Genomic DNA, 24,847 nt, shown 5'->3' on the forward strand with positions numbered 1-24,847 from the left:
AAGCCCCTGAGCGGCTTATAATAAGCACTCATCGAGGATCTTAAAAAAGTTATTAGGGGTATGATGCTGCGGCATTCGCGCCAGCATTGTGTCTATCAATGGCATCGTCTCATCCTTGTTGTTAGCAGCCAATCATCCTTGATTCGCTTTGATATATCGAATTTACTTTTTGCTTTTATTGTTCACTGCGCTGATTTTTCAACCCATTGCCGCATCCTGCCGCCGTTAATTGACTCAATTCTACTGTACTAAAATCAAAAGCATAGCGTCCTAATAATAGCTGACTCCTTAGTCAAATCCAAAGTCAAGTCAAAGTAAATAAACGCCGTGATTATTCTTATAAAAAATATGCCCTTTAAAAATTCGAGCGTTCAAATCAAGGCGAAAGTGTTGCCAATTCAAGCAAGCTCGCATTGCCACCGATTGCTGTGGTATTCACCGTTTTTACGCGCTCAGTGACAAAGCGATAAAGATAATCCGGCGCAAGCATCGCTATCAAATCATTACCATTGGTCGCCGCGATCACTTGAACCAACGCCTCGTCCAATTTTGCCAAGTTAGCACTTATCGCTAACACTTCTTGAATATCAGCACTAACAGCAACTTGCATAAAATTTTGCGATAATAAATCATCAATTTGACTATTATTATCAAAAATTAATACCGCGTCTGGAACGCCTGCCGAATGCAATTCAGCAACAATCTTAGCACTGAACTCATCAAAATCTACGCCATTTATCACCGGACAATGAAGAATGACCTCATTTCCCGTAATCAGCGCAGAGATAAGCTGACCTAAAACGGCTAAAAAGTCCGCGTTTTTGCCCGCCATCACCAGCGTTTTGCCGCGAGCGCTGACGTACCACTCATTGCTTTCGCCGGTTGCGCCAGTTAACCGTTGAGCGTCATCAAGGCTTTTGGCATTGATCATCATTTGATCCAATAAGCGCTTAGCTTTTGGGGCGTCTTGCGATAGCTTGGCATTTTTCTGAATACTTAGAACGATATCATCAATGGCAGGTTGGATCATGGCAATGCGCTTAGCAGCGCTCATTAATCGCCACGCCTCGATCGTGTTATTTTGAATTTTTCGGATCATGGTAAATTCTCCTCAGCACCATCTATCACAACATCCGTCATTGAAACGGGCGTAAAGTTCAGCGTCATAAGCCGCGCCACGTAAAGAGGTCCGCCAGCTTTTGGTCCTGTTCCTGATAAACCAAAACCACCAAAGGGCTGCTCGCCAACCACCGCGCCGATTTGGTTTCGGTTGATATAGGTATTGCCTACGCGGGCGCGGCGCTCGATATGTTCAGCGGTGCGTTCAATCCGGCTATGAATCCCAAGGGTCAGCCCAAATCCGGTGGCGTTAATCTTATCAATCAAGTTATCAAGCTTATCAGCGTGGTAGCGGAGGACGTGCAAAATCGCTCCAAAATGCTCGCCGCCGATAGTTTTTATATCATCAACTTCGATCAGTGTTGGTGCAACAAACGTCCCTTTTGCTGTGTTTTGTTGATTCAGTGGCGTTTGATATAAGACTTTGGCAAGGGGCTCGTTTTGCAAGCGCTCAATATGCGCCTCAAGTTTTTGTTTTGCCGTTTTGTCAATCACGGGACCGACATCCGTAGCAACAAGTTCAGGATTACCTACCGACAGCTGCGCCATATAGCCGCTAATAAGCGCAATCAAGTTATCAGCGACGTCCTCTTGAACACAAAGTATCCGGCACGCTGAGCAGCGCTGACCTGCCGAGCCAAACGCCGACAGTGCCACATCTTTTGCCACTTGCTCAAGCAACGCCGTTGAGTCCACAATCATGGCATTTTGACCGCCCGTTTCAGCGATCAGCAGCGGCAAATTTTGGCGCTGAGCTTGGTTTAAGCTTTGATTAATGCGCTGTGCCGTTGGTACAGAGCCGGTAAAAATCGCGCCAGCAATTGCGTTTGAGCTTGTTAGTGCATCACCAACAACGCCGCCGCCCGTGACCAATTGCAGCGCATCCAAATTCACGCCAGCTTGATGCATAAGTTTAATAGCAAAATGGGCAATCAAGCTGGTTTGTTCGGCGGGCTTAGCAACCACTGTATTTCCAGCAACTAAGGCGGCGACAATTTGACCGGTAAAAATGGCTAACGGAAAGTTCCAAGGACTAATACAAACAAGCGTTCCGCGCGGCTCATAGCAACTGCGCTGCAACTTTTCATCCAAATCAATAACCGCAATGGACTCATTTTGCAACCGCTCGGCTTCATTGGCATAATAACGGCAAAAATCGACCGCTTCTTTAATTTCATCAATGCTGTCTTGAATGGTTTTTCCGGCCTCTCTTTGGCAAAGCGCCATAAATTCGGCAAAATTAGCTTCGTATAAATCGGCAATATTGCGCAGGATTTCAGCCCGAGTATTGACCATCATCGCTTGCCAAGCCGTTTGCGCGCTAACAGCATTGTCAATGGCTTGATCGGCAAGACTTGCATCACCATCAATAACTTCACCAACCTTTACTTCACGATTCCAAGGTGCAAAAACTTCCCTTTTCTTTAAAGTAGAATTAAGTGGTGATTTGCCATTAGTTGATTTGCCATTAATAATTGGCGCCGCTTGCCAGTACTTTTTAACCTGACTCATCGCGTCATTTAACGGCTGCCATTGCGATTCCACAAAAATATTCACGCCAAAACTTGCCGTTCGGTCGCCATAAATATCAAGCGGTAGCGGAATATTGGGATTATCAAGAGTTGCAAAGGCTAGCAGCTCATCAACAGGATGGGCAGCAAGCTTATCAATCGGATAGGACGTATCAAGAATTTGGTGAACAAAAGAGCTGTTGGCGCCATTTTCAAGCAATCTGCGCACCAAATACGGCAGCAAATCTTTATGAGCGCCAACAGGGGCATAAATGCGAACCGGAATCTGAACGTCTTTTAAAATGTGATCGTAAAGTGCATCGCCCATGCCGTGCAAGCGCTGAAATTCAAACCCTGAATGCGTTGCCATCGCCAAAATCGCGGCTATCGTGTGCGCATTATGAGTGGCAAATTGCGACCAAAGTAAGCCTTGGTTTTGCGGACTTAACAAATAGCGAGCACAAGCTAAATAAGCGGTATCCGTGCCCTCTTTTCGCGTCCAAACTGGATATCCTGCCAGCCCTTTTTGCTGAGCCAATTTAATTTCAAAATCCCAATAAGCGCCTTTAACCAATCGCACCGGAATCCTATCGCCAACTTCTTTAGCCAATGCCGCAAGCCAAGCTAAAACGGCGATGGCGCGCTTGGAATATGCCTGAACCACAATGCCTAATCCATCCCAACCTTGGGTCATCGGATCGCGGTAAAGCGCCTCAAACAGCTTCAGTGAAATCTCAAGGCGGTCGGCTTCTTCAGCATCAATGCTGATATCCACATCAAGACCAAGCGCCGCTTCAATGAGCAGTAAACAGCGCTGACGAAGCGCGCCCATAACCTGCGCCTCTTGCGTTGCTTCATAACGCGGGTGCAGCGCTGACAGTTTTATCGACACGGACGGCTTTGGAATTCCTGCTTTGACCGTGATTTGCGCGGCTTGCTTGATGGCATTTAAATAATCATTAAAATATTTTTCAGCGTCCTTGTCAGTAATTGCCGCCTCGCCTAACATATCAAACGAGTAGGTATAGCCTTTATCGCGGTAGCTTTGACTGTTTGATAGCGCCTCGACCATATTTTCTGCCAAAACAAATTGCTGACCCATAATTTGCATTGCCGCTTGCATGGCGCGGCGAATGACTGGCTCGCCCATTTTTTTAGTCATTTTATCTAAAAATCGGCTTGGCGTGGTTGGGTCAAGACGAACCACGCGCCCCGTTAGCATCATTCCCCAAGTCGAAACGTTAACGATAAACTGATTGTCATTTTTTAAATGCTGTTTCCAATCGGCAACGCTCATTTTATCGGCGATTAATTTGTCCGCCGTTGCCTTATCGGGAACGCGAATGAGCGCTTCAGCAAGGCTCATCAACAAAATGCCCTCTTGGGTATCAAGGCTATATTCAAGCAGTAGCGCATCGACCATTTTGATGGCTTTGGTGTCGCCTCGAACGTGATTGACCAGCGTTTTGGTTTGACTGGCAGCTTGGCGGCGCTCATTATCACTCGGCTTGGCAAGTGGTAATAAGGCTTTCAGCCAGCGCGACTCATCGGCGCAGTAAAGTGGCGAGATAAATTGCTTTCGGGTAGCGGATGAAATACTTAGGCTATTTGCCTCAAGCAAGGTGATAGGGTCAAATAAAATTGGCTCAGCAGGCGTAAAAGGTAGAGGTCTTGACATATCAGCTCCGTCATCATGAACAGCCGCAAATCTAAATAAAGCATGACTCCGGCTATAACTTAAAACTTTTATCAAGCAGCATTAGCGCCTTCTTCTTAATAATCTTACAGTCAAATTAAGAAAAACCTCTACGGCGTTGCTTGAGGTGATGCGCCTGATGACTTGATGGTAGCATAAGCTCATGCCGATTGGGCATAAGTCTAATAACTGACGCATTATCAAAACAAAAAAGCTATGGACTTATGTTTTAAATTTCAAACTAATTTTTGAGCCAAAAAAAAGCCCTTTAATAAGGGCTTTTTGATAAACTTTAATTTAAATTATAGCAAGACAATTTTTGCCAGCAGTACCAACGTCAATACCCAAACTGGAATGCTAATTTCTTCAAAACGTCCGGTCAAAACTTTTACCGCCGTATAAGTGACAAAGCCAAGCGCGATACCATCCGCCACCGAATACGTCAGCGGCATGAAAAGCAGCGTCACAGCAACCGGAGCACCTTCGGTTAAATCCTGCCAATCGATGTCCTTGAGCGTACCTAGCATCAGCACTGCCACATAAAAAATCGCCCCTGCGGTTGCATAAGACGGAATCATTCCGGCAAGTGGCGCAAAAAACGTACTTAGTAAAAATAAAACGCCCACCACCACGGCAACAAGTCCTGTGCGACCACCCGTCACGATTCCTGAAACACTTTCAATATAGCTGGTCGTTGATGACGTTCCAAGCAGCGTTCCTGCCACCGTTGCTGTTGAGTCCGCTAACAGCGCTTGCTTCATGTTAGGAATATTGCCGTCTTTATCGATCAATCCTGCTTGGCTTGTGGTTGCAATCAAAGTTCCTGCGGTATCAAACAAGTCCACAAATAAGAACGCAAAAATCACGCTGATCATCGCCACATCAAACGCGCCAGCAATGTCAAGCTGCATAAAGGTTGGCGCAATCGGCGGCGGCGCTGACATAATGCCATTAAACTGCGTATGCCCCGTTAATAAACTAACAAGCGCCACCAATAAAATCCCAATCGTCACCGCCCCTGGAACTCGTCGATACGACAACGCAATAATGATGATGAACCCAATCGCTGCCATCGCCGGTGAAAACGCCGTCATATCGCCAAGACCAACGAGCGTGGCATCATGATTGACGATCACCCCTGAGCTTTGTAGCGCAATAAACGCCAAAAATGCGCCAATCCCTGCAACCACCCCTTGCTTAATACATAAAGGAATGGCGTTGATCACCCACTCGCGGATTTTAAATAGGCTCAATCCCACAAAAATACAGCCCGATAAAAATACCGCACCAAGCGCCACCTGCCAACTGTAGCCCATCCCAAGGACAACGCCATAGGTAAAAAACGCGCTCAGCCCCATCCCCGGTGCAAGCGCGACCGGCAAACGCGCGTAAAATCCCATAATAAAACAGCCAATCGCTGAGGCAAGACAGGTGGCGACAAATACTGCCCCCTTATCCATTCCCGCCTCAGATAAGACGTTGGGGTTTACAAAAATGATATAAGCCATCGTTAAAAACGTGGTCAGACCGGCAAGCAGCTCGGTTTTGATCGTGGTGTTTTCGCCATTAATCCCAAAATAGCGCTCAATTGCATTCATAGGCTGGTATCCTCACTGTGGTTTTTGACATCGCATCCAAGTTGCGGCTTTAATTATCACATCCAGCCGATAAATAAAAGCATTATTGCAATTAAATTAAAAATTACCCCAGTTGGCGGCAGAAAAATCGCGGCAATAAGACTGAATATCTTAAAATTACCCTGAGCATTGTTCAACGTCCGTCATTGACTTCAGAGTTTTTATCTTTGCTATTTTAAAGATAAGTTACGGCTGATAAGAATCACCAAACGACTTTGCTTAAAAATAAGTAAAATTTTGCTCATTTTTATGACCTTTAACACATTAATCAATGACCTTTTTTAAAATTCAAAGTAAACTAGCGGGTTTAAAATTGTCTTAGCTTTTATTTTATTCAAACTGTAACTTATTGATCTTTGCGCCCATGCGTTGCCGATCAAGCGGCAAAGCTTGGCGCTTAATTTTGCCACTGAGAGCGCGTCATGCCTGAATCGTTAAATATTATTGACCTGATTTCCCAAGCCAGTTTATTGGTTCAAATCGTCATGTTGCTGCTGCTTTTGGCGTCCGTTTTCAGTTGGGTGATGATTTTTCGTTTAAGCTCGCGAATCAGTACTGCCAAAAGCTTTGACTCACAATTTGAAACATGGTTTTGGTCGGGCGAGGATTTGGCAAAGTTGTATCAAGGCATTCAAGGCTCACCTGACCGTCAAGGTCTTGAGCAGATTTTTTATGTGGGGTTTTCTGAATACCTGCGCATGCATAAAAAACGCCAACCTAAAGATGACATCATCGATGGCGTTGAGCGCAAGCTTCGGGTTGGTCTTGGTCGTCAGCAGCAGCTTTTAGAGTCCGGAATTGCAGCGCTTGCCAGTATCGGCTCGGTGGCGCCTTACGTGGGATTGTTTGGTACGGTTTGGGGCATTATGAATGCGTTTTTGGGACTGTCGCAAACTGAGCAAGCTACCCTTGCCGCCGTGGCTCCAGGGATTGCCGAGGCACTGATTGCCACCGCGATGGGGCTTTTTGCAGCGATCCCGGCTGTTCTTGCTTACAACCATTTTTCTGCAAAGCTTGCCCGCCTTTATGACTCACGAGCGCTATTTTGCGATGAGATGACCGGAATGCTTCAGCGCGAAACTAGCATTGATAATACCTCAGCGGTTGCCGCTGGCATCCGGCAAACCAGTCAGGTGAGCGGACTATGAAGCCAAGCCCCTATCAGCGCAAAAAGGCGGATTTAAACGCGCAAATCAACGTCGTGCCCTATATCGATGTGATGCTGGTGCTGCTGGTGATTTTTATGGTGACCGCGCCCATGCTCACGACCGGCGTCGATGTGGATTTGCCGAAAGAAAAAACCAATACGCTCAAACAAAGCCAATTGCCCATTATCGTCACGCTGACCGGCTCAGGCGAGATTTTCGTCAGTTATGAAAATAATATTGATCTGCCCATCAGTGAGCCTGAATTAATCGATACCCTTGCCAATTTGCAATCGCAAAGTGATGAGGCGGGTGAAGCGCTGCAAGTAATGATCAATGCCGACCAAAACAACCAATATGGCGCGGTCATGGGGCTGATGGCAAGCTTACAACAAGCGGGCGTCCAAAAAGTGGGGCTGTTGACCGGAGCGCCATTAGCGGCGCCTAAGTAACCTAAGCCACAGCTTTTTAGGTTTAATGTCAAAACCCTTTGATTTATAATTATTTCTTATCATAATTTTGCTGATAATGCTTTAACGACGCCAATTGACTGCTGAATAAAACTCATGAATAACGCTCCTGTCGTCTATGTTCCAACTACCCCTGAAGGCGACGGTCTGACTTTACCGACCGTCTTGAGCATTTTGGCGCATGCTATTGTGATTGGCATTTTGATTTATCATTACCATCACCTTCCTGAGCCTGAGAGCAGCATTGAGACGACCATGGTCACCCCAGAAGAGCTTGCCGAGATTCAAGGTCAAATCTTAGCCAATCGCGCCGCTGCCTCCATGGCAAGTGGGGAAGATAACTTGGCAAGCGGTGCGGTAAGCCCATCGCCGCCAAGTCCAAATTCGGCAACAAATCAAGCGACCACAAGCCAGCGCGTTCCCATTTTTACCCCATCCAATGATGCTGCAAACTTTGATTATGACGCGCCCATCTTGATGAGCCAAGAGCAAAATGAGCGCTTGCTTGAACAATCGCAATCTTATGAAGAGTCGATAAGCGATTGGAACGCTCAGCAAGATGGCATGGCAATTGAGCGCTTAGAGCAAGTTGAAAAAAGCAAAAGAGAAGAGCAATTAGAGGATCGTGAACGCCTCAAAGCTTACCGCGAGCAGCAAAATAGCCCACCAAAGGTTGAGCGACCAAATGCTACTCAGCGCAATATCGAAATCACATCAGGCGGCTCGGGCGCAGGTGGCAAAAGCTACAACTTATCGGACGGTCAATCCACCTTTTCAGGCGACAGCAGCACCAGCAGCCCAAATACGGGTCGCAGCAAAAGCGCAGGCGGCAGCCGTGGCGCTAGCAATAGCGAGATTATCAACCTCATCCGCCGAAACTACAATCCGCCAACCGCGGCTAAAGGCTCTACTCAGCGCGCAACTTTGAGCATCACGGTCAATGCCAGCGGCGATATCGTAAACGTAAGTGTCAGCGGAAGTGACAGCGCGGTTAATGAAGCCGCCCGCCAAGCAGTTTTAAACACCCGCAATCTACCCATTGACCCCGATGATCCTAAATTCCCAACTTTCACCATTCAATTTAATGGCAAAAATTGATCGATAAAAAAGCTTTTGACCCCAGTTGCGCAAAATTACTTTAAGCCACTTGCCAAACCTGATCGAATCGCTTACCGTTATCGCCAACGTTTGTGCCATCATGGCTAAGATGTAGGAGCACCATTGCCTCATGACTTATAAAAATATGCCTTTGACTACTTTTTTTACCCCGATATTTACAAGCCTAGCGCTAGCAACTTCAAGTTTGATGCTAAGCCAAAGTGCAGCTGCGGCGCCAGTAGAGTTGCAGCTTGACTATGACATTCCGATTCAGAAAAATCAGGTGGCGTTTGTCTCATTTGCAGGCGATTCCGTCATATCCCCAATCGTTTTTAACGATTTAAATAAGACCGAGCTTACAGCCACCAACAAAAATTTGCCGCAGCAACCAAAAAGCAGCAGCGAGCTTGCCGGAACTTTACCCGCTTGGCAACAGCTTGGCATCCCTTATTTGGTGATGGGAAACACACGAACGGATCGCGGCAAAGTTGTGACCGATTATGAAGTGGTCAACGTGCAAACAGGGCAAGTGCTAGGCGGCAAACAAACCTTGTCTGCAGATAAAGATGCCTCAAGCATGCGCTACGCCGCTCACGTCATCGCTGATAAAGTTTATGAGCTGATCACTGGAATCCCAGGCGATTTTTCAGGGCGAATAGCTTATATTGAAGAGTCCGGTCGCGGTAAAGATAAAATATCGCGCCTAAAAGTGATGGACGCAGACGGTGAAAACGCGCGAACCATTACCGAAGTCAAAGGCTCCATCTTCTCGCCGGCATGGTCACCAGATGCTAACCGCATCGCTTACGCCGTTCAGCGTGAAAAATCGTATCCGGTGATTTACGTTCAAAACGTCAGCGGTGGCGGCGCATCCGTATTAACGCCATTTCCGGGAAGCAATTTAAGCCCGTCGTTTTCACCTGATGGCAGCAAAATTTTATTTTCAAGCAGCTTTGAGGGCAGCTCGCACATTTATGAAATCAGCGCCAGCGGCGGTCAACCGCGCCGTCTCACTAACTGGTCAAAAAGCAGTGAAGTTCAACCAAGCTACGCCCCTGATGGCAAATCGTTTGTATTTGTGTCGGACAAAGCCGGATTTAACAAGCCTGCCATTTACCGCTATAACTTTGGCTCAGGTCAAATCAGCCAAGTGTCACGTAGCGGCTATGCCACAAGCCCACAGGTCAGCCATGACGGCAGCCAAATTGCTTATTTAAGCGGACGTTCGGCAGCAATTATGAACAGCAATGGCGGCGTGGTGGCAAACCTTGGCAGTACCGGAATTGATGAAGCGCCAAGCTTTTCGCCAAATGGCAAGCGTGTGGTGTTCGCTTCAACCCAAGGCGGCAAAGGGGTGTTGACCATCAAATCATTAAATGGCGGTCAATCGTTTGGCAAATCCGGTCAAGGCATTATCCGCTCGCCGGTGTGGTCAAATAAGCCGCAGTAAGTTATTTTTTTAAATGTTAGGTTCGGGCGGCTGATTGGTCGCCTGAACTATTTTTAATACATTAAAGCATTTCTTCGATTCAAACGCTCGTATCCAAATATGCTAAAACCGAAGCCCAAGATTGCTTTAACCGACATTATCCTGCTAATACAAATAATGAACTATTCGGGCACTCTGGAATATAAACCTTTTCTTGTGCTCTGAAAATTTTCTCATTTACCCCGCCTCCAGTCAGCGATATTGGGTCACCGTCTTTATAACGTTTAGAGTCGTAAGTTAAAGTGTTTGTAGCCTCATCCCAACTGACGCTATAGGAGGGAAATACGGGTTGTTCGATATTGCCGCCTTCTGCAATCACAACGATACAATTTTCTCTAAACTCTAAATGACCAACTAAGCTGGCAACCATTCCAGAGGGATGATCTGGTTTTTCTTTTTCTACAATAGCTATTTTACTCATATTTTTAAGACGGTCAGAAGGGTTATTCCTGTTGTTTGTCGATATCTCTACCTCGGTATTTTGAGCGTCTAATACGGGACGTTCGTTTTTACTTTGCACCGTTTGATTGCAACCGCCAAGAAGTATTGCAGTTATTGATACCCAAATAAATTTATAATTCAAAGATAAATACTCCTATACTGATTAAATAGATAGTTTTAGTATGGTTAAAACAAATAATTGTTCAATAAATTATCTTTGATATTTGTACCATTAATAAATAAAAATGTCATTATCCAGTCAAGAAATATATCCCATCAAAAAAGCGCCTAATCTTAAGCGCTTTTTTTACTAAACCTTATTTTCTTAAAAAGCTTACTCACTCGGGTCAGAACCGGGCGGATTGCTGTGACGAAGCTGCGCCACATCCTCAGCGGTTACTTTATCTTTATAAGGGTTAAGCGTGCTATGAACGTACTGAGTCACCGCCGCCATTTGTTCATCGTCCATCATCATGTGAAACGACGGCATCCCGCGAAAGCCATTGATTAAAATATCGATGATATAGTATTTGGATTCCATTTTGCTGTTACTGGCAAGCGGTGGGTAATAGCCTGCGCCAATTGCGCCCTCGCCTTTATGCATATGACAGCCCGCGCAAGAGTCATGAAACAGCTTTTCGCCATTGGTGGTGACAAAAGCATTTTTACCTTCAAATTTGGCTTCCCATTTTTTAAGACTTGGGTCATTTTTCATGTCAGGCAATTGACTGTCATCAACAATATTACGATTTTTATCGCGAAGCTCGTCTCGGCTCATATAAACTGCGCCCCAAGCGCCATTGTTGCGGCTGGTTTCATTGCTCACCGTTTCTGGGGCGTCGTGATAAGCAGCAATCGTCGGCTGGTCTTTGTCGGAGGCGCTGCAACCTGAAAATAGCGCAGCGCTGACTATCAGCGGGGTTAAAAGGGCTTTGGGCGTCATAATGGTCATGATTACCTCGATATTGTAATACTTATTACTGAGTATAATTTATGCCTGCAATTTTACTTTTTGGTGCAAGCGCTTGGCGGCGTCCATTCCGGATAATATCGCCCCTTCCTGCCATGCCGGAATATGTGAGCAGTGCTCCCCTGCCAAAATAATCCGGTTATCAATACTGCAAAGTGTGTCGTAATACTGCTCACGGCTTGACTCGCTCCAAATGCCATAGCAGCCAAGCGTCCACGGAATTCGGTGCCAAACGACCGACGTTCCTGCGCGAAACTCTTTTGGGTACTGCGGGTGGATATATTTACCGTAAGCCAATGCCACATTGATACGCTCTTGCGGCGTTAACGTGTTAAATTTATAAGAGGTTGCCCCAAACCCGTAAGCGCCAAGGAGCACACCGCTACCGCTGCTAAAAAAGTTCTCTGACGGGTAAGAAATCTGAGTGATCGGCATATCGGTGTAAGTCACGCCGCCATAAATCCACTCGTCTTCCTCCCAAAATCGGCGCTTAAACTCAAGTCCCACTTTAAAAGAGGTATCATAAGGCACAGCCGCCATCGCTTGCTTCATGGATTTTGACACGTTGATATCAAGCTGAGTCAAGACGGTCAGCGGAATATTGCAAACGCACCAATCGGCGCGGATACGCTTTGGCACGCCATTTGGGTCGTTGCTATCGACATAATCGACGGTCACGCCGCTGTCATCTTGATGGATTTTGGTGACTTTGGCATTAAATTCAATAAGATCTTGGCATTCACGGGTAAAGGCGTCGCCAATTTTGCCCATGCCGCCAACAGGTTGAAACATCGTTGGCAAATGCTCATGAAGGTGATAGTTCTCATAAAGGTCAGCCCACATTCCGGAGTTTAATATCTCCTCGGGCGGCAACGGCTGAGACGGTCTTGGGTCCGGCATCAAGCCGCCGCCAGGATAGACGCTATAGCCGCGATATTTACTTAACGCATGGCTTTTGACATAGCGGTAATCCTTATCAAGCGTACCCCAACCTTTTAAGCCCTCAAGCAGCTTTTCTTTGTCCTCGCTATTGACGGAGCGATCAAGGCTGCCAACATTCACGGCTTTGGACAAAAGCTCAGCAACATAGCCTTGCATATCAGCTTTGACATCACCTAAACGCTGAGGGACACCGCCAAAATAGTTAGAGCGGTGTAAATAAGCGCGGTCATTGGTTTGGATGAAGGGCTGAAGTTCAACGCCAAATTTTTTGCAATAATGAAACACGGCGTAATGATGGCTTGGCAGCCGCCAAGGCCCCCCGTTTAAATAGTTGCCTTCTTCAAAGTTGCAAGTGACGCGACCGCCACCAAGTTCGGTATAGTCGCCACCGCTGTTAATCGTCCAACTACGACCACCGCCGCGATTTTGAAACTCAAGCACTTTCACGTTGTAGCCGGCTTTGCGAAGCTCATAAGCTGCCGTTAAGCCGCCAAGCCCTGCCCCCAAAATAATGATACTTGCGCCTTCTGGCGCGCCTGTTAAATTGAGCTCTTGATTAAAGGTCGATTCGGACGCAAATCCAAGCGTGGTCATCGCCTGATACATGGCAGTCGCGCCTGCCGTTTTGCCAATCATCGAGAGCAGTTGCCGGCGGGTGGGCGATTGAAGCGTGTCTTTCATAATGGTGTCCTTATTTAGCAATCAGCGGTTTGATGGCACATTAAACGCGGCGTGATCGCAAAAGCCGCCAAATAATAAATCCAATAATCAAAATAACAGCAATAATGCCAAGTGCCGCTAAAATCCCTGCATATTTAATCAAAAAAGGCTGATCAGGCTTAGCGGTTAGCACTCGCTCAACCTCTGCTGCGCTCACCTTACTGTCTTGAATACCACCAAAATTGACCCGAACGTAATTGGTAATCCCTGCAATTTGCGCCGCATTTAGATCTTTTGCAAACCCTGGCATACTTGGGCTGGTATTACTTGCGCCATCGATGCCGTGGGCAATGATATTAATGAGCATATCAGGGCGGTCACGGCGGATGCTGGTAAGTCCCACGATTGGCGCATATTTGGCATCTGGTTGAGCGTAGCCATTAACCCCATGACAGCTGCCACAAGCGGCTAAATAAAGCGCTTTTGGTGAGTCACTGCTGCCCGCGCTTTCTTTGGCACGTTGAAGCACGTCTTTTTGAGCAATCAAATCATGAGTGATAGAAGCGTTAAGCGGCTTAACAAAGTTATGATCAGCAACTTGACGGACTTTATCGTCAGTTTTAATGGTGGGAACAGATTTTAAATAGTTAGCAATAGCGCCCAAGTCCTTATCGGTTAAGTAGCGCGTGCTGTGAGCCACCGCCTCGCCCATCGGACCTCCGGCGTAAGCACGACCATCAAGCTCGCCAGTTCGTAAAAAGGTGACAATGTCTGACTCGCTCCAAGTACCAATACCGCTGTCTTTATCCGGCGTGATATTGGGCGCAAACCAATTACCAAGTGGCGCGCCAGCAAGATATTTTTGGGTATCCGCGCCCATCGTGCTGTTTCTTGGGGTATGACACGTGCCGCAATGCTCTAAGTGATCGACCAAATATTGACCGCGTTTTTGCGTGGCGGTTAGGTTTTTAGGCGGCATGGTTTCTTTTAAATTGATGACGTTCCAACCGATCATCAAACTTCTAATATTAAAAGGAAATGGCAATTTAGTTTTGTATTCAGGCGGCGCGTCAACCGGCTCAACCGTTTGCAGATAAGCAAATAACGCATCGATATCTTCATCGGTCATACCTTGATAATCTGAATAAGGCATTGCCGGATATAACCAATGCGTTGGCGCACGACCTTCTTTTAATACCTTTTCAAGATCGCGTTTGGTATAATTGCCGATGCCATAACGCTTTGATGGCGTAATGTTGGTGGCGTAGATATCACCCATCGGCGTGGCAATTGGCGATCCGCCTTTATAATCTTCGCCGTGACATGCCATACAGTCAGCAGCGCGCGCGATATAAGCGCCTTTGTTGACCAAATCGCTGTTCGCGGGGCTGACATTGGGAAGGCTAATCCCTTCAGCCATTGAAGCTCCTGAGGTTCCGATCGCAATCGCGGTCAACATCACGGAAAGTGGCTTTAAAGTTGGCTTCATAATATCCTCATGTAGCTGTCATGAATCAAGGATTCCATCCTAATGGCGTTTAATTAGAATAAAACTATTTCGCAACTCTTGCTTGATTGCTAACTTTTCTCTCTCAATTATTTACAAAAGTAAATACTCTTACTCAAAAACTTATAACTTGTTTAAATATCAATATATTTAATAAAATAATGTTTTTTTAGAGAAAAAATTAAACCAAATCAATCATTAAAATTTTGAAAAACTATCAGTCCCTTGATTTGAGTGGCACAAGCGCTAATTGGTTCGGTTTGAGGCAGTTACACAGTTATTACATTAAGCACTTTATTTTAATTTCCACTATTTGAAAGAAAAGCTTACTTTTAGCGTTGTTTACTTGGATTTGACGCAATAATTTTAGAGGTTAGGTTATGAAAAACGCCATGCTAGCGCTGAGCTTGATAGCGACTTTAACAGTATCAGGATGCCAATCGATCCAATTTGTAGACAGCCCCATTCCGGTAACCGCCGATTTCAATCAGCACTTAATCAAAGACTAAAAAAAAGCAGCCTGACGATTGGCTGCTTTTAAAGGCTCAAATTTTAAATCAATTTGGCGATTTTGGCTGATGTTTAAGGATCGTTTTTGCCAGATGATCACCAAACCAAATCGCGGTATTGATATCGCCTTTATTGGGTGACTCCTCGGGCGGCGCGTCAAGCGATTGCGTCATGAGTCCTAAAAAGCTCGACAATCGGTTTAAATCCTCGTCCCCGTGACCGGTTGGCATCAACGGCATGCCAATCCAGTTCATGCCATGCTGCATGGCGTAAAGGCAAATTTGCTGAAGTACGGCAAGTTTATCACCGCTCAATCCGCCTGAGTTGGCAAATCCTGCCGCCCACTTGCCCTCCCACTGGCGGTGATACCAGCGCTTGGACGTTTCATCCATAAAGGTTTTAAATTCTGCCGTGACGCTTCCCATATAAACGGCGCTACCAAACACGAGCAAATCAGCGGCATCCAAAAATTCCCAATCAACCTTGTGAACATCCACGGCTTTGACGCAATCTTTGGCAAGCTGATTTTGCGCGCCCATCACCACCGCTTCTGCCACGCGCTTGGTATGACCATAATTGCTGTGGTAAATGACGGCAATGCGCAAATCAGAGGGCAAGTTATCGTTTGGTGTCATGGTCAAGACTCAAATTAAGGTTAAAAACTATAGGTTAACTATCATGAGGATTAAAAAAGTTATTTTCAATCGTGGCGAACAATCACCAGCGCCATTCGTCCGGTTGCGCTTTGATGTTGATGCGACTGCCTACGGTAAGAATAAAATTTCGCATCGCCATAACTACAAGCGTTTGCCATTGATTGAACGCGAATACCTTGCGCCGTTAGTTGGTCAAAGGCAAGCTTTGGCAGATTAATAAATACTTTATCGGTTCTAGATTTTTTAGCATAACGATCATCAAAATCTGCTAAATTAGGCTGCGCTACCAACTGCTCATTTTGGCAAGCTAACTTTAATTGGGCTAAAACCTCACTGCCAACTTCATAATTGTCTTGGCTAATAGCCACCCCAATCCAAGCGATAATTGGCGTATCGCTCAATTGCTTCACCGTCTCTTTGATGACGCCGCAAGCCAAACCTTGCCAGCCAGCATGGATTGCCGCAATTTTGTTTGATTCCGGCTGATAAAGCACAATGGGAACGCAATCGGCAGTCATAATAGCAAGACCGGTGCCCGCCTCATCACTGATTTGAGCGTCCGCATTTGGCGGTATCATGCCAAGATGAGATGTTTTCACTTGAAACACCTGATTGCCGTGAACTTGATTGAGCCAAAATAGCTGATTAATCAAAGGCTGGTTATTTTTATTAAGCGTTTGGTTTATGGCGGCAAGCAATTGCATTCGGTTAGCAAGCACCGAGGTTGGGTCATCATTGACATGAAGACCTAAATTAAAATCGCCGTAACTTGTGCTTGATTCAGTATCAACATCGGCATTTTTAAACGATACCTCGGTAAAGGCAGCCGTTTGGAAAACACTGACCTTATCCAGCTTTTCAATCAAAGTTATGGGAAGTTTGGACTGCTCAAATACGGTTGATGCCATAATTTTGCCTTATTTTTTATTTAATTTTTATTATGGTTTTTATTTAGCCATTTATTCCCCAATATCGCCCTTTAATACGTCAATAAGCTGCTGCATATCGTCCGGCAATGGCGCTTGAACTTCAATGTCCTCGCCGGTGAGCGGATGAACAAAGCCAAGCTCATAAGCATGAAGCGCTTGCCTTGGAAATTTTTCGATAAAACTGCGCTGAAATGGGCTAAGCCCTGCTCGCAATTGCCGGCGGCTGCCATAAACGCGGTCGCCGACCAGCGGATGACCCAAATGGCTTAAATGAACACGGATTTGATGCGTTCGCCCTGTTTCAAGTGCCACGTCAAGCAAGCAATAATTGTCGTTTAATGCGCTAATGCCAATTAAATGGGTGACCGCATCGCGACCTTGACTGGTCACTGCCATTTTGGTGCGCTGATTGCGGTTGCGACCGATGGGCCCATCAATCGTTCGATGCCGCTGCAAACTTTGAGCGTCCCCTGCCACCACGCATTGATAATGGCGATAAACCGCTTTGTCTTTTAGCTGATCGGTCAAGTCCATTTGCGCGGCTTTGGTTTTGGCAACGATAAGCAGCCCTGAGGTGTCTTTGTCAATTCGATGAACCAGCCCTGCTCGCGGCAGATGCTTTTGGTTTGGAAAATGAAACAGCAGCGCGTTAACGAGTGTTCCGGTCATGTTTCCAGCGCCGGGGTGAACGACCATGCCAACGGGTTTGTTAATCACAATCACCGCGTCATCTTCAAAGACAATATCAAGGGCGATGTCTTCAGGCAAATCCGTGCCGTGCTGCTCAAGGGTGGCAACAAGGGTGAGCTCATCGCCTGATTTGCAGCGGTATTTGGGCTTTTGCGGCGCGCCATTACAGCAAAGCTTGCCATCATTAATAAAATCTTGAAGCTGCGCTCGGGAAAAATCAGCAAATGCAATTGCGGCAACTTTATCAAGTCGAAGCCCTGCCTCGGCATCAGTTACCGTATGCGATAAGTCAATATCTTGATTAAAGTTATCATTGTCGCGCTCAACTGCAAAAACGCCGTCATCGTCAAAGGCGCCCTCATCAAACGCATCATTATCAACCTCTTCATCACATCCCAAATCATCGCTGATCAAATTTTCAAAGTCAGCATTTACAGCAGATGGTTGAGCAGGAGCAGATAAAGAAGTCATGGCGGTATCATCAAATAATAAGTCAAGCGCTAGTTTAGCATGACCGTCATCAAAGCCCTAGTCCCTGTGGTGCGCCGTTATCTTTTTGATTGCTATTGAGCTACTTTTTTAGTTTTCATTGTTTAACCAGTTGCCTTTTTATTTTTTAACTTAATTATTGCGCGTCGGTTGCTTCGTGTATATTTGTTCCCAAATTGCGATTTTGCTACCCCAAACAGGCATAGGTCATGCTAAACTGTCACGGCTAATTTTACCCCAATTCAATTCTAACTGATTATTTCTCAAAAGTGATCTAAAACCGATTTGTTGCTAAGTGATGGCGACAAGGCTTCGGTCTGTTTTTCGGAGAAGACGTTATGCGCGCTGGCACCTCGATGTTAAAACTATCCTCAATTACCCTGATTGCGTTGAGTGTCAGCTTAACCGGCTGTCAGACGTTTAAAAATTTGACCAATAAAAAAGAAGATGCCGTCGAAAAAGCTGAAAAATCAGAAGAAGCCTACTACCGTGATGCCATAGCTCAAATTGATAAAGGCAGATTTACCCAAGCGGTTGAAGATTTAACCAACTTGCGCACCTTTTATCCCACGGGCGAATTTGCTGAGCAAGCGCTTTTGGACATGATGTTCGCGCAATACCAAAGCGGCAAATATGAGATGGCAGCGGCAAGCGCGGAGCAATTTATCCGCCTTTATCCCTCAAACCCGCAAGTCAGCTACGCTTATTACGTTCGCGGCGTTGCCAATATGCAAGGCGGCGCTGAAGGCATTAAGCTGTTTAAAGTCAACCAAGCTGAGCGCGATACCGCCTATTACCGCTTAGCCTTTGCCAATTTCCAAGAATTAATTAACAAATACCCAAACAGCCCTTACGCCCCAGATGCCGCGCAAAGAATGACGTTTATTTACAATCAATTTGCTGAAAGTGAGCTTGCTGCTGCCAATTGGTATATCAAACGCGATGCTTATGTTGCTGCGGTTAACCGTGCTAAATGGGTATTTCAATACTATCCATTAAGTGAGTCGGTTCCTGAAGCGATTGCCATTTTGGCGTATAGCCATGAAAAGCTTGGGCTTAATGACTTGGCAAATGATTATAAAAAGCTGCTACAAATCAACTATCCAAACTGGCTCACCAATGATGGTCGAGTGAAACTTGCCACCAAAGCCGACCGCTCTTGGGTTAATAAACTCACCTTTGGTCAGCTTGGTCGCGCCAGCATGAAAGATGACTCCGTGGCAAGCGGTCAATTTACCGGTGCGACCAAAACGCAAATGATCCGAACTGCCGCTCAGCTCAGCTTGCCAAATAGCGGTGCGAGTGCTCAAGGTAGCTTGCCGTTTTCAGCTCAGCCGCGCGGCGGGGTGAATATCGGTCTTGGACTTCCTGAAAGTGCCGCTGAACAAATCACCGGTCAAGGTAGCGCCAGTGACGCCGCTTTTGATGCCGAAGTTGATCCTGAAGTCACCAACCCCACACGCCGAACCACGCTTCCTGGCAGTAGCCAACTTCAAATTAACCCAAATTCGCCAGCGCCTCGTAGCGAATAAATCAGGCGACTGAGGTAAATTACAACTGAAAAAATTTCAGCGTTTGGCTTTTTATCGTTAAGGTCAAGCGCGGCATAAGCTTTGCTGCCTTGACTTATTTTTTACGATTGCGGCTAATATTTAAGCTAAAAAAATTCTTAATAACTGTGCTAGAATAGCAACAACAAGGTCAACCCAAGCAGTTGACCTTTTATTTTCTCTGTTAAAACCAGTGACCCTCTAAAAGCGACTTTTTTGATTGCATGAGTATTCCAAACCACATCCTTGAGCAATTAAACAGCCAAGCTGATTTGGTCAGCATCATTGGTCGCCACACCACACTTAAACGATCAGGAAATGAATTTCGCGGCTGCTGCCCCTTTCATGGGGAAAAATCGCCGTCATTTTTTGTCAATCCGCAAAAAAATATGTATCACTGCTTTGGTTGCCAAGCAGGCGGCAATGCGCTTGGGTTTTTGCGCGATTATGAAAACCTCACCTTTATGGAAGCCGTTGAAGAGCTGTCGCGGCAAACCGGAATTGAAGTCCCTAAAGAAGATCGGCAAAATATCCGCTATAAAAAACAAGCGGCACCAAAAAAAGCGGTTTCAGCGGCGCATCATCATGCCGCAGAGACCCCCGCGGTAAGTCATGATCGCGAAAATCATCCTCAGCCTAATGACAATTATGGTTATGGTGCAATCTCAACCACCAGTCCGGCAGGCTATGAATTTGCTGATCGCGATTTTTATCAAGATTTGGCAGCGCCTTCTTTTTCAGAAGAGCATTTTTCTCAAAATGACTTTTCGCAACGTTTTTATGACTCGCCGCCTGATTATTTACAGTCGATAAGCGCCGAAAATCCGGTAAATGATGCCAATGCTAATAGCGACGGCAATTTATACGAGCTTCTTGAGCAAATTTGCAAATTTTATCAAGACAATTTGTCAACGCATGCTCATGCCAAGCACTATTTTACCGCGCGCGGCATCAGTGATGAAAGCATCAAAACCTTTGCTTTAGGCTACGCACCGTTTGGTTGGCAGCATTTAGAGCAAGCTTTTCCTGAGGATATCGAAGGGCTAAAACTGCTCGGCTTAGTTCGCAAATCCGACTCAGGTCGCGATTATGACTTGCTTCGTGATCGGGTCATTTTTCCTATCAAAGACAACCAAGGTCGCATCATTGGCTTTGCCGGTCGCGCGCTTGATGATGAGGTTAAGCCCAAATATATCAACTCTTCAGACTCGCCCGTATTTCATAAGCAGCATGTACTTTATGGCTATTATGAGTCGCGTCAACAGCGCGCTAATGATTGGCTGGTGGTTGAAGGCTACATGGACGTCATCGCGCTTTATCAAGCCGGAATTTATGGCGCGGTGGCGTCTATGGGAACGGCGGTCAATGAGCAACAAATTGCGCGGCTATTGCAGCTCAACCCAACGTTAACGTTAAGCTTTGATGGCGACAGCGCCGGTCAAAAAGCCGCTTGGCGAACGCTTGAAATTAGCCTTCCCATATTAAGTGATGATAAAGAGCTGCGCTTTTTAACCCTACCGAACAATCATGATCCCGACACCTTTATCAAAGCTTATGGGGCGGATGCGATGCGCGAGCACATTGCTTCTGCCATGCCCTTATCGCAATACATTTTTGCTTATTTGAGCACTCAGCATGATTTGGGCTTGGCTGAAGGTAAAGCCAAATTGATGGCGCAAGTTCGCAAGCTTGGGGCGCTATTGCCTAAAGGCAGCAGCTTTCGCTATTTGCTCAACAATGACATTTATCAAAAGCTTGGCGGCAAGCGCAATCAAAACCGTGATGCTAAAGATGCATTATTAAACTTTAATGGCGGCATGACCACAAGCCAGCATTTGCAGCTGTGCTTTTTATTTCAGCCGCAAGCTTTGGTGGATGACCCGATCCAAACCATTTGGCAACAAGCCGGCATTGATAAGCTCAATTTGCCGGAGCATATTAAAACCAAAGCGCCAAGTGATGCCAGTCGAACGCTGGCTTGGGCGGATCTTCAAGACGCTGAGCTTTTGGATGTGGTCAGCACCATTCAACGCTGCCAAAATGTGCTCCCAAATGATATCAACGCCGCCGCGCATTTTATTTTATCGAATCTTAACCCAAGCACAAGGCAGCAGTTAAGCGCTTATTGGGTTGACTTTTATCAAGCGTTAATTTTTAGAAATATTTTAGAAATCGATGGTTTAATTGAAGAGCTAGTCAGCGGTCTGCTTGAGCGGCATATGAAAAATAAACATAAACAGCTGATTAAAAATCCTGATATCATCACCATGACCATTGTTCGCAGCCAAGCTCAGTTATTAAAAACTTGGCTTCGCGCTTATCACGCTGAGCAGTCCGCGCAAATGATGAGCATTTAGCTTTGATCGCTATGCCTAACCCCTCCCCTTTAAATATAAGCCATCGCCCCCATGAATTATCATTATGCGGTCTTGTAGTCTGTGATAAACTACGCACCAATTATCCTTAGCCTCCTTACCACTCATATTACAGTCATCAGTCATGACATCTGCCAATCGGCAATATCGTGAGCTTTTAGGGTAGTTGTGCTGACGCAATCTTGAGGTTATTGTTAGCCGATTTGAATCATTTTGCTGTTTTAGCCTTCCGTATCCATGCAATTTTGAAAGTGAGTTTTTATGAACGATAAGTCAGTTTCTACGTCCACCTCGCAGCTTGCCACCTTAATTCAGATGGGAAAAGAGCAAGGATATTTGACCTATGCTGAGGTCAACGATCAGCTGCCAGAGTCCATCACCGAAAGCGATCAGATCGAAGATATTGTCCAAATGCTCACCGATGTGGGCATCAAAATCTTTGAGTCTGCGCCCGATGACGATGACATCTTGATGAGCGATGACGCAAGCGATGACGATATGGCAGCTGACGAGGCAGCAGCAGTATTGGCGTCGGTTGAAACTGAGCCGGGTCGCACCACGGATCCGGTTCGGATGTATATGCGCGAGATGGGAACGGTCGATTTGCTGACCCGCGAGGGCGAGATTGCCATTGCCAAACGTATTGAAGAAGGCATCCGCGATGTTCAGTTTGCCATGGCATATTGGCCAGGAACGGTTCAGTTTGTGCTTGATGAGTATCAGCGCGTTTTGGAAGGCGAAAAAAAGCTGTCCGACGTCATCACCGGATTTTTAGACCCTGAAACCGATGAGATTGCGCCCACCGATGACGATGACAATATTCCGGTCATCAAAGCCAAAGGCAGCAGCAAAGATGTCAATTTAGATGACGATGAAGACGAAGAAGATCTCGATGCGGTCGATGATGAAGATGCTGAAGAAGAATCAAGCGGCATTGACCCTGAAGAAGTTCGCATTCGCTTAGAGGAAATCGAAGCGCTATTTACCATTGCTAAAGCGGCGCTTAATGAGCATGGTCGCGGTAGCCGTGAAGCCGAAGCCGCTTACGCTAAGCTTGCTGAGCGCTTTATGATGCTCAAACTCAACAATCGCCTGTCCGATCAAGTTATGGCGATTATGCATGATGTTTATGACGATGTTCGTAAGCTTGAGCGCCAAATCATGCGCTTGGTCATCCGCCGTGGTCGCATGCCGCGAAATGAGTTTCGAAAAACCTTCCCAAGTAATGAAGCCAACGTTGATTGGCTCACTGAGCGCTTAAAAGGCAAACCGGGCTTTGCCGAAACGCTTGAAAAAGTCATTGATGATGTCATTTTACTTCAGCGCAAAATTCGCGACTACGAGCAAAAGCTTGACATGGAAATCCATGACATGAAGGACGTGGCTCGCCGAATGGCAATCGGGGAAGCCAAAGCCCGCCGCGCCAAAAAAGAGATGGTTGAAGCCAACTTACGACTTGTGATTTCAATTGCCAAAAAATACACCAACCGCGGCTTGCAGTTCTTGGACTTGATCCAAGAAGGTAACATTGGCTTGATGAAAGCGGTCGATAAATTTGAATATCGCCGTGGTTATAAATTTTCAACGTATGCGACATGGTGGATTCGCCAAGCGATTACCCGCTCGATTGCCGATCAGGCGCGAACCATCCGAATTCCGGTACATATGATTGAAACGATTAACAAAATCAACCGCGTTTCCCGCCAGCTCTTGCAGGAAATGGGTCGCGAGCCAACGCCTGAGGAATTAGGCGAACGCTTGGAAATGGACGAAGTTAAAGTCCGAAAAGTACTTAAAATCGCCAAAGAGCCTATTTCTATGGAAACGCCGATTGGTGATGATGAAGACTCGCACTTAGGCGACTTTATTGAAGATCAAACCATCTCAAGCCCTGTTGATGATGCAACGTCTGCCGGACTTCGTGAAGCTACTCGTGATGTGCTCAGCAACTTAACCGAACGTGAAGCTCGCGTTTTAAAGATGCGCTTTGGGATCGACATGCCAACCGACCACACGCTTGAGGAAGTCGGCAAGCAGTTTGACGTGACCCGCGAGCGCATCCGCCAAATCGAAGCCAAAGCACTGCGTAAACTGCGTCATCCATCGCGATCCGAGCACTTGCGGTCTTTCCTTGAAAACGATTGATTCTTGAAATTGCGCCGTTAAGCCTTATAAAGATTGTAAGCTATTTAAAAGCTGAGCCTGACTCAGCTTTTTTGTGACCAAAATATTTTTAAATCACGATCACCTCATTGTGCCTCGCACTAAGGATTTCTCATGAGCGACCATAAAAACGACCCAAAAAAAGACCATAATCAGCAAAATGCTTCCCCAAAAACTGAAAATAAAGCGGTAACCCTCTCTGACGTTACCCCCGAGCGCGCCATCAAAGGCAAAAAAACTGACATTCAAAACCCTGAGCTTTGGGAATTTCCGATGGATTACCCCATGAGCATCATCGGTCATGAAGGCGAGCATGAGACGCTACTCAACGAAATCAAGCTGATTTTAGGCAGTCAATTCCCTGAGTTTGATTTGGCATCGATCGAAGTAAAACCTTCCAAAACCGGTCGCTTTCACTCCGCTCGCGTCAACTTATACTTAACTCACGCCGAGCAGGTCAACGAGCTTTACGCCGCCCTTGATAATGCTAAAACCGTTCGGATGGTGCTGTAATTTTAAGTAGCTTTATTAAGTGACCTTCTTGAATGGATCGCTACTTTAATTTGTTATAAACTTAGCTCGCAATCGTCACCCTTTAGGCTGGCGATTTTTGCAAATTTTAGGTACAATCAGCGCCCAAATTAGAGGGCAACGATTGCCTTAAGCCTCGCTTTTTAACATAGGCAGTTAAAAAATCAATCTTCCAAAAAAGCAAGCCCTAGAGCATTTTTTATTTTAACTTGCTTTTACAATTTCTTTTTAAAGAGCCCAATTCTCCCCTAACCCTTATCCTATCGAAC

The 24,847-nt window shown here is 46.1% G+C and carries 19 protein-coding genes; 9 read left to right on the plus strand and 10 right to left on the minus strand.

Going from position 1 to position 24,847, the window contains the following annotated elements; genetic code table 11:
- Nucleotides 1–376: 376 nt before the first annotated feature.
- The 3 genes from HF322_RS02235 to HF322_RS02245 all read right to left on the minus strand — a co-directional run bounded on the left by HF322_RS02235 (nucleotide 377) and on the right by HF322_RS02245 (nucleotide 5,924).
- Entirely contained in the window at nucleotides 377–1,099 is a 723-nt protein-coding gene (locus HF322_RS02235) for a 1-pyrroline-5-carboxylate dehydrogenase (protein ID WP_169391748.1), read from the minus strand.
- Nucleotides 1,096–4,308, minus strand: a complete 3,213-nt coding sequence (putA, locus tag HF322_RS02240; protein ID WP_169391749.1) for a bifunctional proline dehydrogenase/L-glutamate gamma-semialdehyde dehydrogenase PutA — start codon at nucleotides 4,306–4,308, stop codon at nucleotides 1,096–1,098. Before putA ends, HF322_RS02235 begins: the two co-directional genes overlap by 4 nt.
- A gap of 320 nt (nucleotides 4,309–4,628) precedes the next feature.
- Nucleotides 4,629–5,924 carry an NCS2 family permease gene (locus HF322_RS02245; RefSeq protein WP_169391750.1) on the minus strand — a complete coding sequence of 432 codons (1,296 nt, stop codon included), beginning with the start codon at nucleotides 5,922–5,924 and terminating at the stop codon, nucleotides 4,629–4,631.
- A 461-nt stretch (nucleotides 5,925–6,385) separates the two neighbouring features.
- Here HF322_RS02245 and tolQ point away from each other — a divergent pair, with 461 nt between their 5' ends.
- The 4 genes from tolQ (at nucleotide 6,386) to HF322_RS02265 (ending at nucleotide 10,126) form a co-directional block, all read left to right on the plus strand.
- Entirely contained in the window at nucleotides 6,386–7,111 is a 726-nt protein-coding gene (tolQ, locus tag HF322_RS02250; protein ID WP_169391751.1) for a protein TolQ, read from the plus strand.
- Nucleotides 7,108–7,560 (plus strand): protein TolR, encoded by a 453-nt coding sequence (gene tolR / locus HF322_RS02255; RefSeq protein ID WP_169391752.1) that lies wholly within the window; start codon nucleotides 7,108–7,110, stop codon nucleotides 7,558–7,560. The genes tolQ and tolR overlap by 4 nt, the downstream gene beginning before the upstream one ends.
- Before the next feature lie 114 nt (nucleotides 7,561–7,674).
- Nucleotides 7,675–8,676, plus strand: a complete 1,002-nt coding sequence (locus HF322_RS02260; protein ID WP_169391753.1) for a TonB family protein — start codon at nucleotides 7,675–7,677, stop codon at nucleotides 8,674–8,676.
- A gap of 130 nt (nucleotides 8,677–8,806) precedes the next feature.
- Complete coding sequence (locus HF322_RS02265) at nucleotides 8,807–10,126, plus strand: translocation protein TolB (RefSeq protein ID WP_223193130.1); 1,320 nt, start codon at nucleotides 8,807–8,809, stop codon at nucleotides 10,124–10,126.
- A 136-nt stretch (nucleotides 10,127–10,262) separates the two neighbouring features.
- Here the strand turns inward: HF322_RS02265 and HF322_RS02270 are convergent, their stop codons facing one another.
- The 4 genes from HF322_RS02270 to HF322_RS02285 all read right to left on the minus strand — a co-directional run bounded on the left by HF322_RS02270 (nucleotide 10,263) and on the right by HF322_RS02285 (nucleotide 14,667).
- The gene (locus tag HF322_RS02270; RefSeq protein ID WP_169391754.1) at nucleotides 10,263–10,748 is read right to left on the minus strand and encodes a hypothetical protein; all 486 of its coding nucleotides are present in this window, start codon (nucleotides 10,746–10,748) and stop codon (nucleotides 10,263–10,265) included.
- 192 nt (nucleotides 10,749–10,940) lie between these two features.
- Nucleotides 10,941–11,558, minus strand: a complete 618-nt coding sequence (locus tag HF322_RS02275; RefSeq protein WP_169391755.1) for a cytochrome c — start codon at nucleotides 11,556–11,558, stop codon at nucleotides 10,941–10,943.
- Between the two features lie 39 nt (nucleotides 11,559–11,597).
- Entirely contained in the window at nucleotides 11,598–13,199 is a 1,602-nt protein-coding gene (locus HF322_RS02280; protein ID WP_169391756.1) for a flavin monoamine oxidase family protein, read from the minus strand.
- A gap of 40 nt (nucleotides 13,200–13,239) precedes the next feature.
- The gene (locus tag HF322_RS02285) at nucleotides 13,240–14,667 is read right to left on the minus strand and encodes a cytochrome c (RefSeq protein ID WP_169391757.1); all 1,428 of its coding nucleotides are present in this window, start codon (nucleotides 14,665–14,667) and stop codon (nucleotides 13,240–13,242) included.
- Nucleotides 14,668–15,065: 398 nt separating this feature from the next.
- On the opposite strand from HF322_RS02285, the gene HF322_RS11615 reads away from it, so the two are divergent.
- Nucleotides 15,066–15,194: a hypothetical protein gene (locus HF322_RS11615; protein ID WP_258192774.1), complete on the plus strand. Its 129-nt coding sequence runs from the start codon at nucleotides 15,066–15,068 to the stop codon at nucleotides 15,192–15,194.
- 48 nt (nucleotides 15,195–15,242) lie between these two features.
- On the opposite strand, the gene HF322_RS02290 is transcribed toward HF322_RS11615, so the two are convergent.
- The 3 genes from HF322_RS02290 to HF322_RS02300 all read right to left on the minus strand — a co-directional run bounded on the left by HF322_RS02290 (nucleotide 15,243) and on the right by HF322_RS02300 (nucleotide 17,941).
- Nucleotides 15,243–15,830: a flavodoxin family protein gene (locus HF322_RS02290; RefSeq protein WP_169391758.1), complete on the minus strand. Its 588-nt coding sequence runs from the start codon at nucleotides 15,828–15,830 to the stop codon at nucleotides 15,243–15,245.
- 65 nt (nucleotides 15,831–15,895) lie between these two features.
- Nucleotides 15,896–16,759, minus strand: coding sequence for a peptidoglycan editing factor PgeF (pgeF, locus tag HF322_RS02295; RefSeq protein ID WP_169391759.1), 864 nt, complete (start codon nucleotides 16,757–16,759; stop codon nucleotides 15,896–15,898).
- Nucleotides 16,760–16,810: 51 nt separating this feature from the next.
- The gene (locus HF322_RS02300) at nucleotides 16,811–17,941 is read right to left on the minus strand and encodes an RluA family pseudouridine synthase (protein ID WP_169391760.1); all 1,131 of its coding nucleotides are present in this window, start codon (nucleotides 17,939–17,941) and stop codon (nucleotides 16,811–16,813) included.
- A 356-nt stretch (nucleotides 17,942–18,297) separates the two neighbouring features.
- On the opposite strand from HF322_RS02300, the gene HF322_RS02305 reads away from it, so the two are divergent.
- The 4 genes from HF322_RS02305 to HF322_RS02320 all read left to right on the plus strand — a co-directional run bounded on the left by HF322_RS02305 (nucleotide 18,298) and on the right by HF322_RS02320 (nucleotide 24,560).
- Nucleotides 18,298–19,491: an outer membrane protein assembly factor BamD gene (locus tag HF322_RS02305; protein ID WP_169391761.1), complete on the plus strand. Its 1,194-nt coding sequence runs from the start codon at nucleotides 18,298–18,300 to the stop codon at nucleotides 19,489–19,491.
- A gap of 242 nt (nucleotides 19,492–19,733) precedes the next feature.
- Nucleotides 19,734–21,866, plus strand: a complete 2,133-nt coding sequence (locus tag HF322_RS02310) for a DNA primase (RefSeq protein WP_169391762.1) — start codon at nucleotides 19,734–19,736, stop codon at nucleotides 21,864–21,866.
- Between the two features lie 279 nt (nucleotides 21,867–22,145).
- Nucleotides 22,146–24,029 (plus strand): RNA polymerase sigma factor RpoD, encoded by a 1,884-nt coding sequence (rpoD, locus tag HF322_RS02315; RefSeq protein ID WP_169391763.1) that lies wholly within the window; start codon nucleotides 22,146–22,148, stop codon nucleotides 24,027–24,029.
- A 132-nt stretch (nucleotides 24,030–24,161) separates the two neighbouring features.
- On the plus strand, nucleotides 24,162–24,560 hold the full coding sequence (locus tag HF322_RS02320; protein WP_169391764.1) for a DUF493 domain-containing protein: 399 nt from the start codon (nucleotides 24,162–24,164) through the stop codon (nucleotides 24,558–24,560).
- Nucleotides 24,561–24,847 lie beyond the last annotated feature (287 nt).

The sequence above is a fragment of the Psychrobacter sp. MF31 genome (assembly GCF_012847335.1).
Lineage (GTDB): Bacteria > Pseudomonadota > Gammaproteobacteria > Pseudomonadales > Moraxellaceae > Psychrobacter.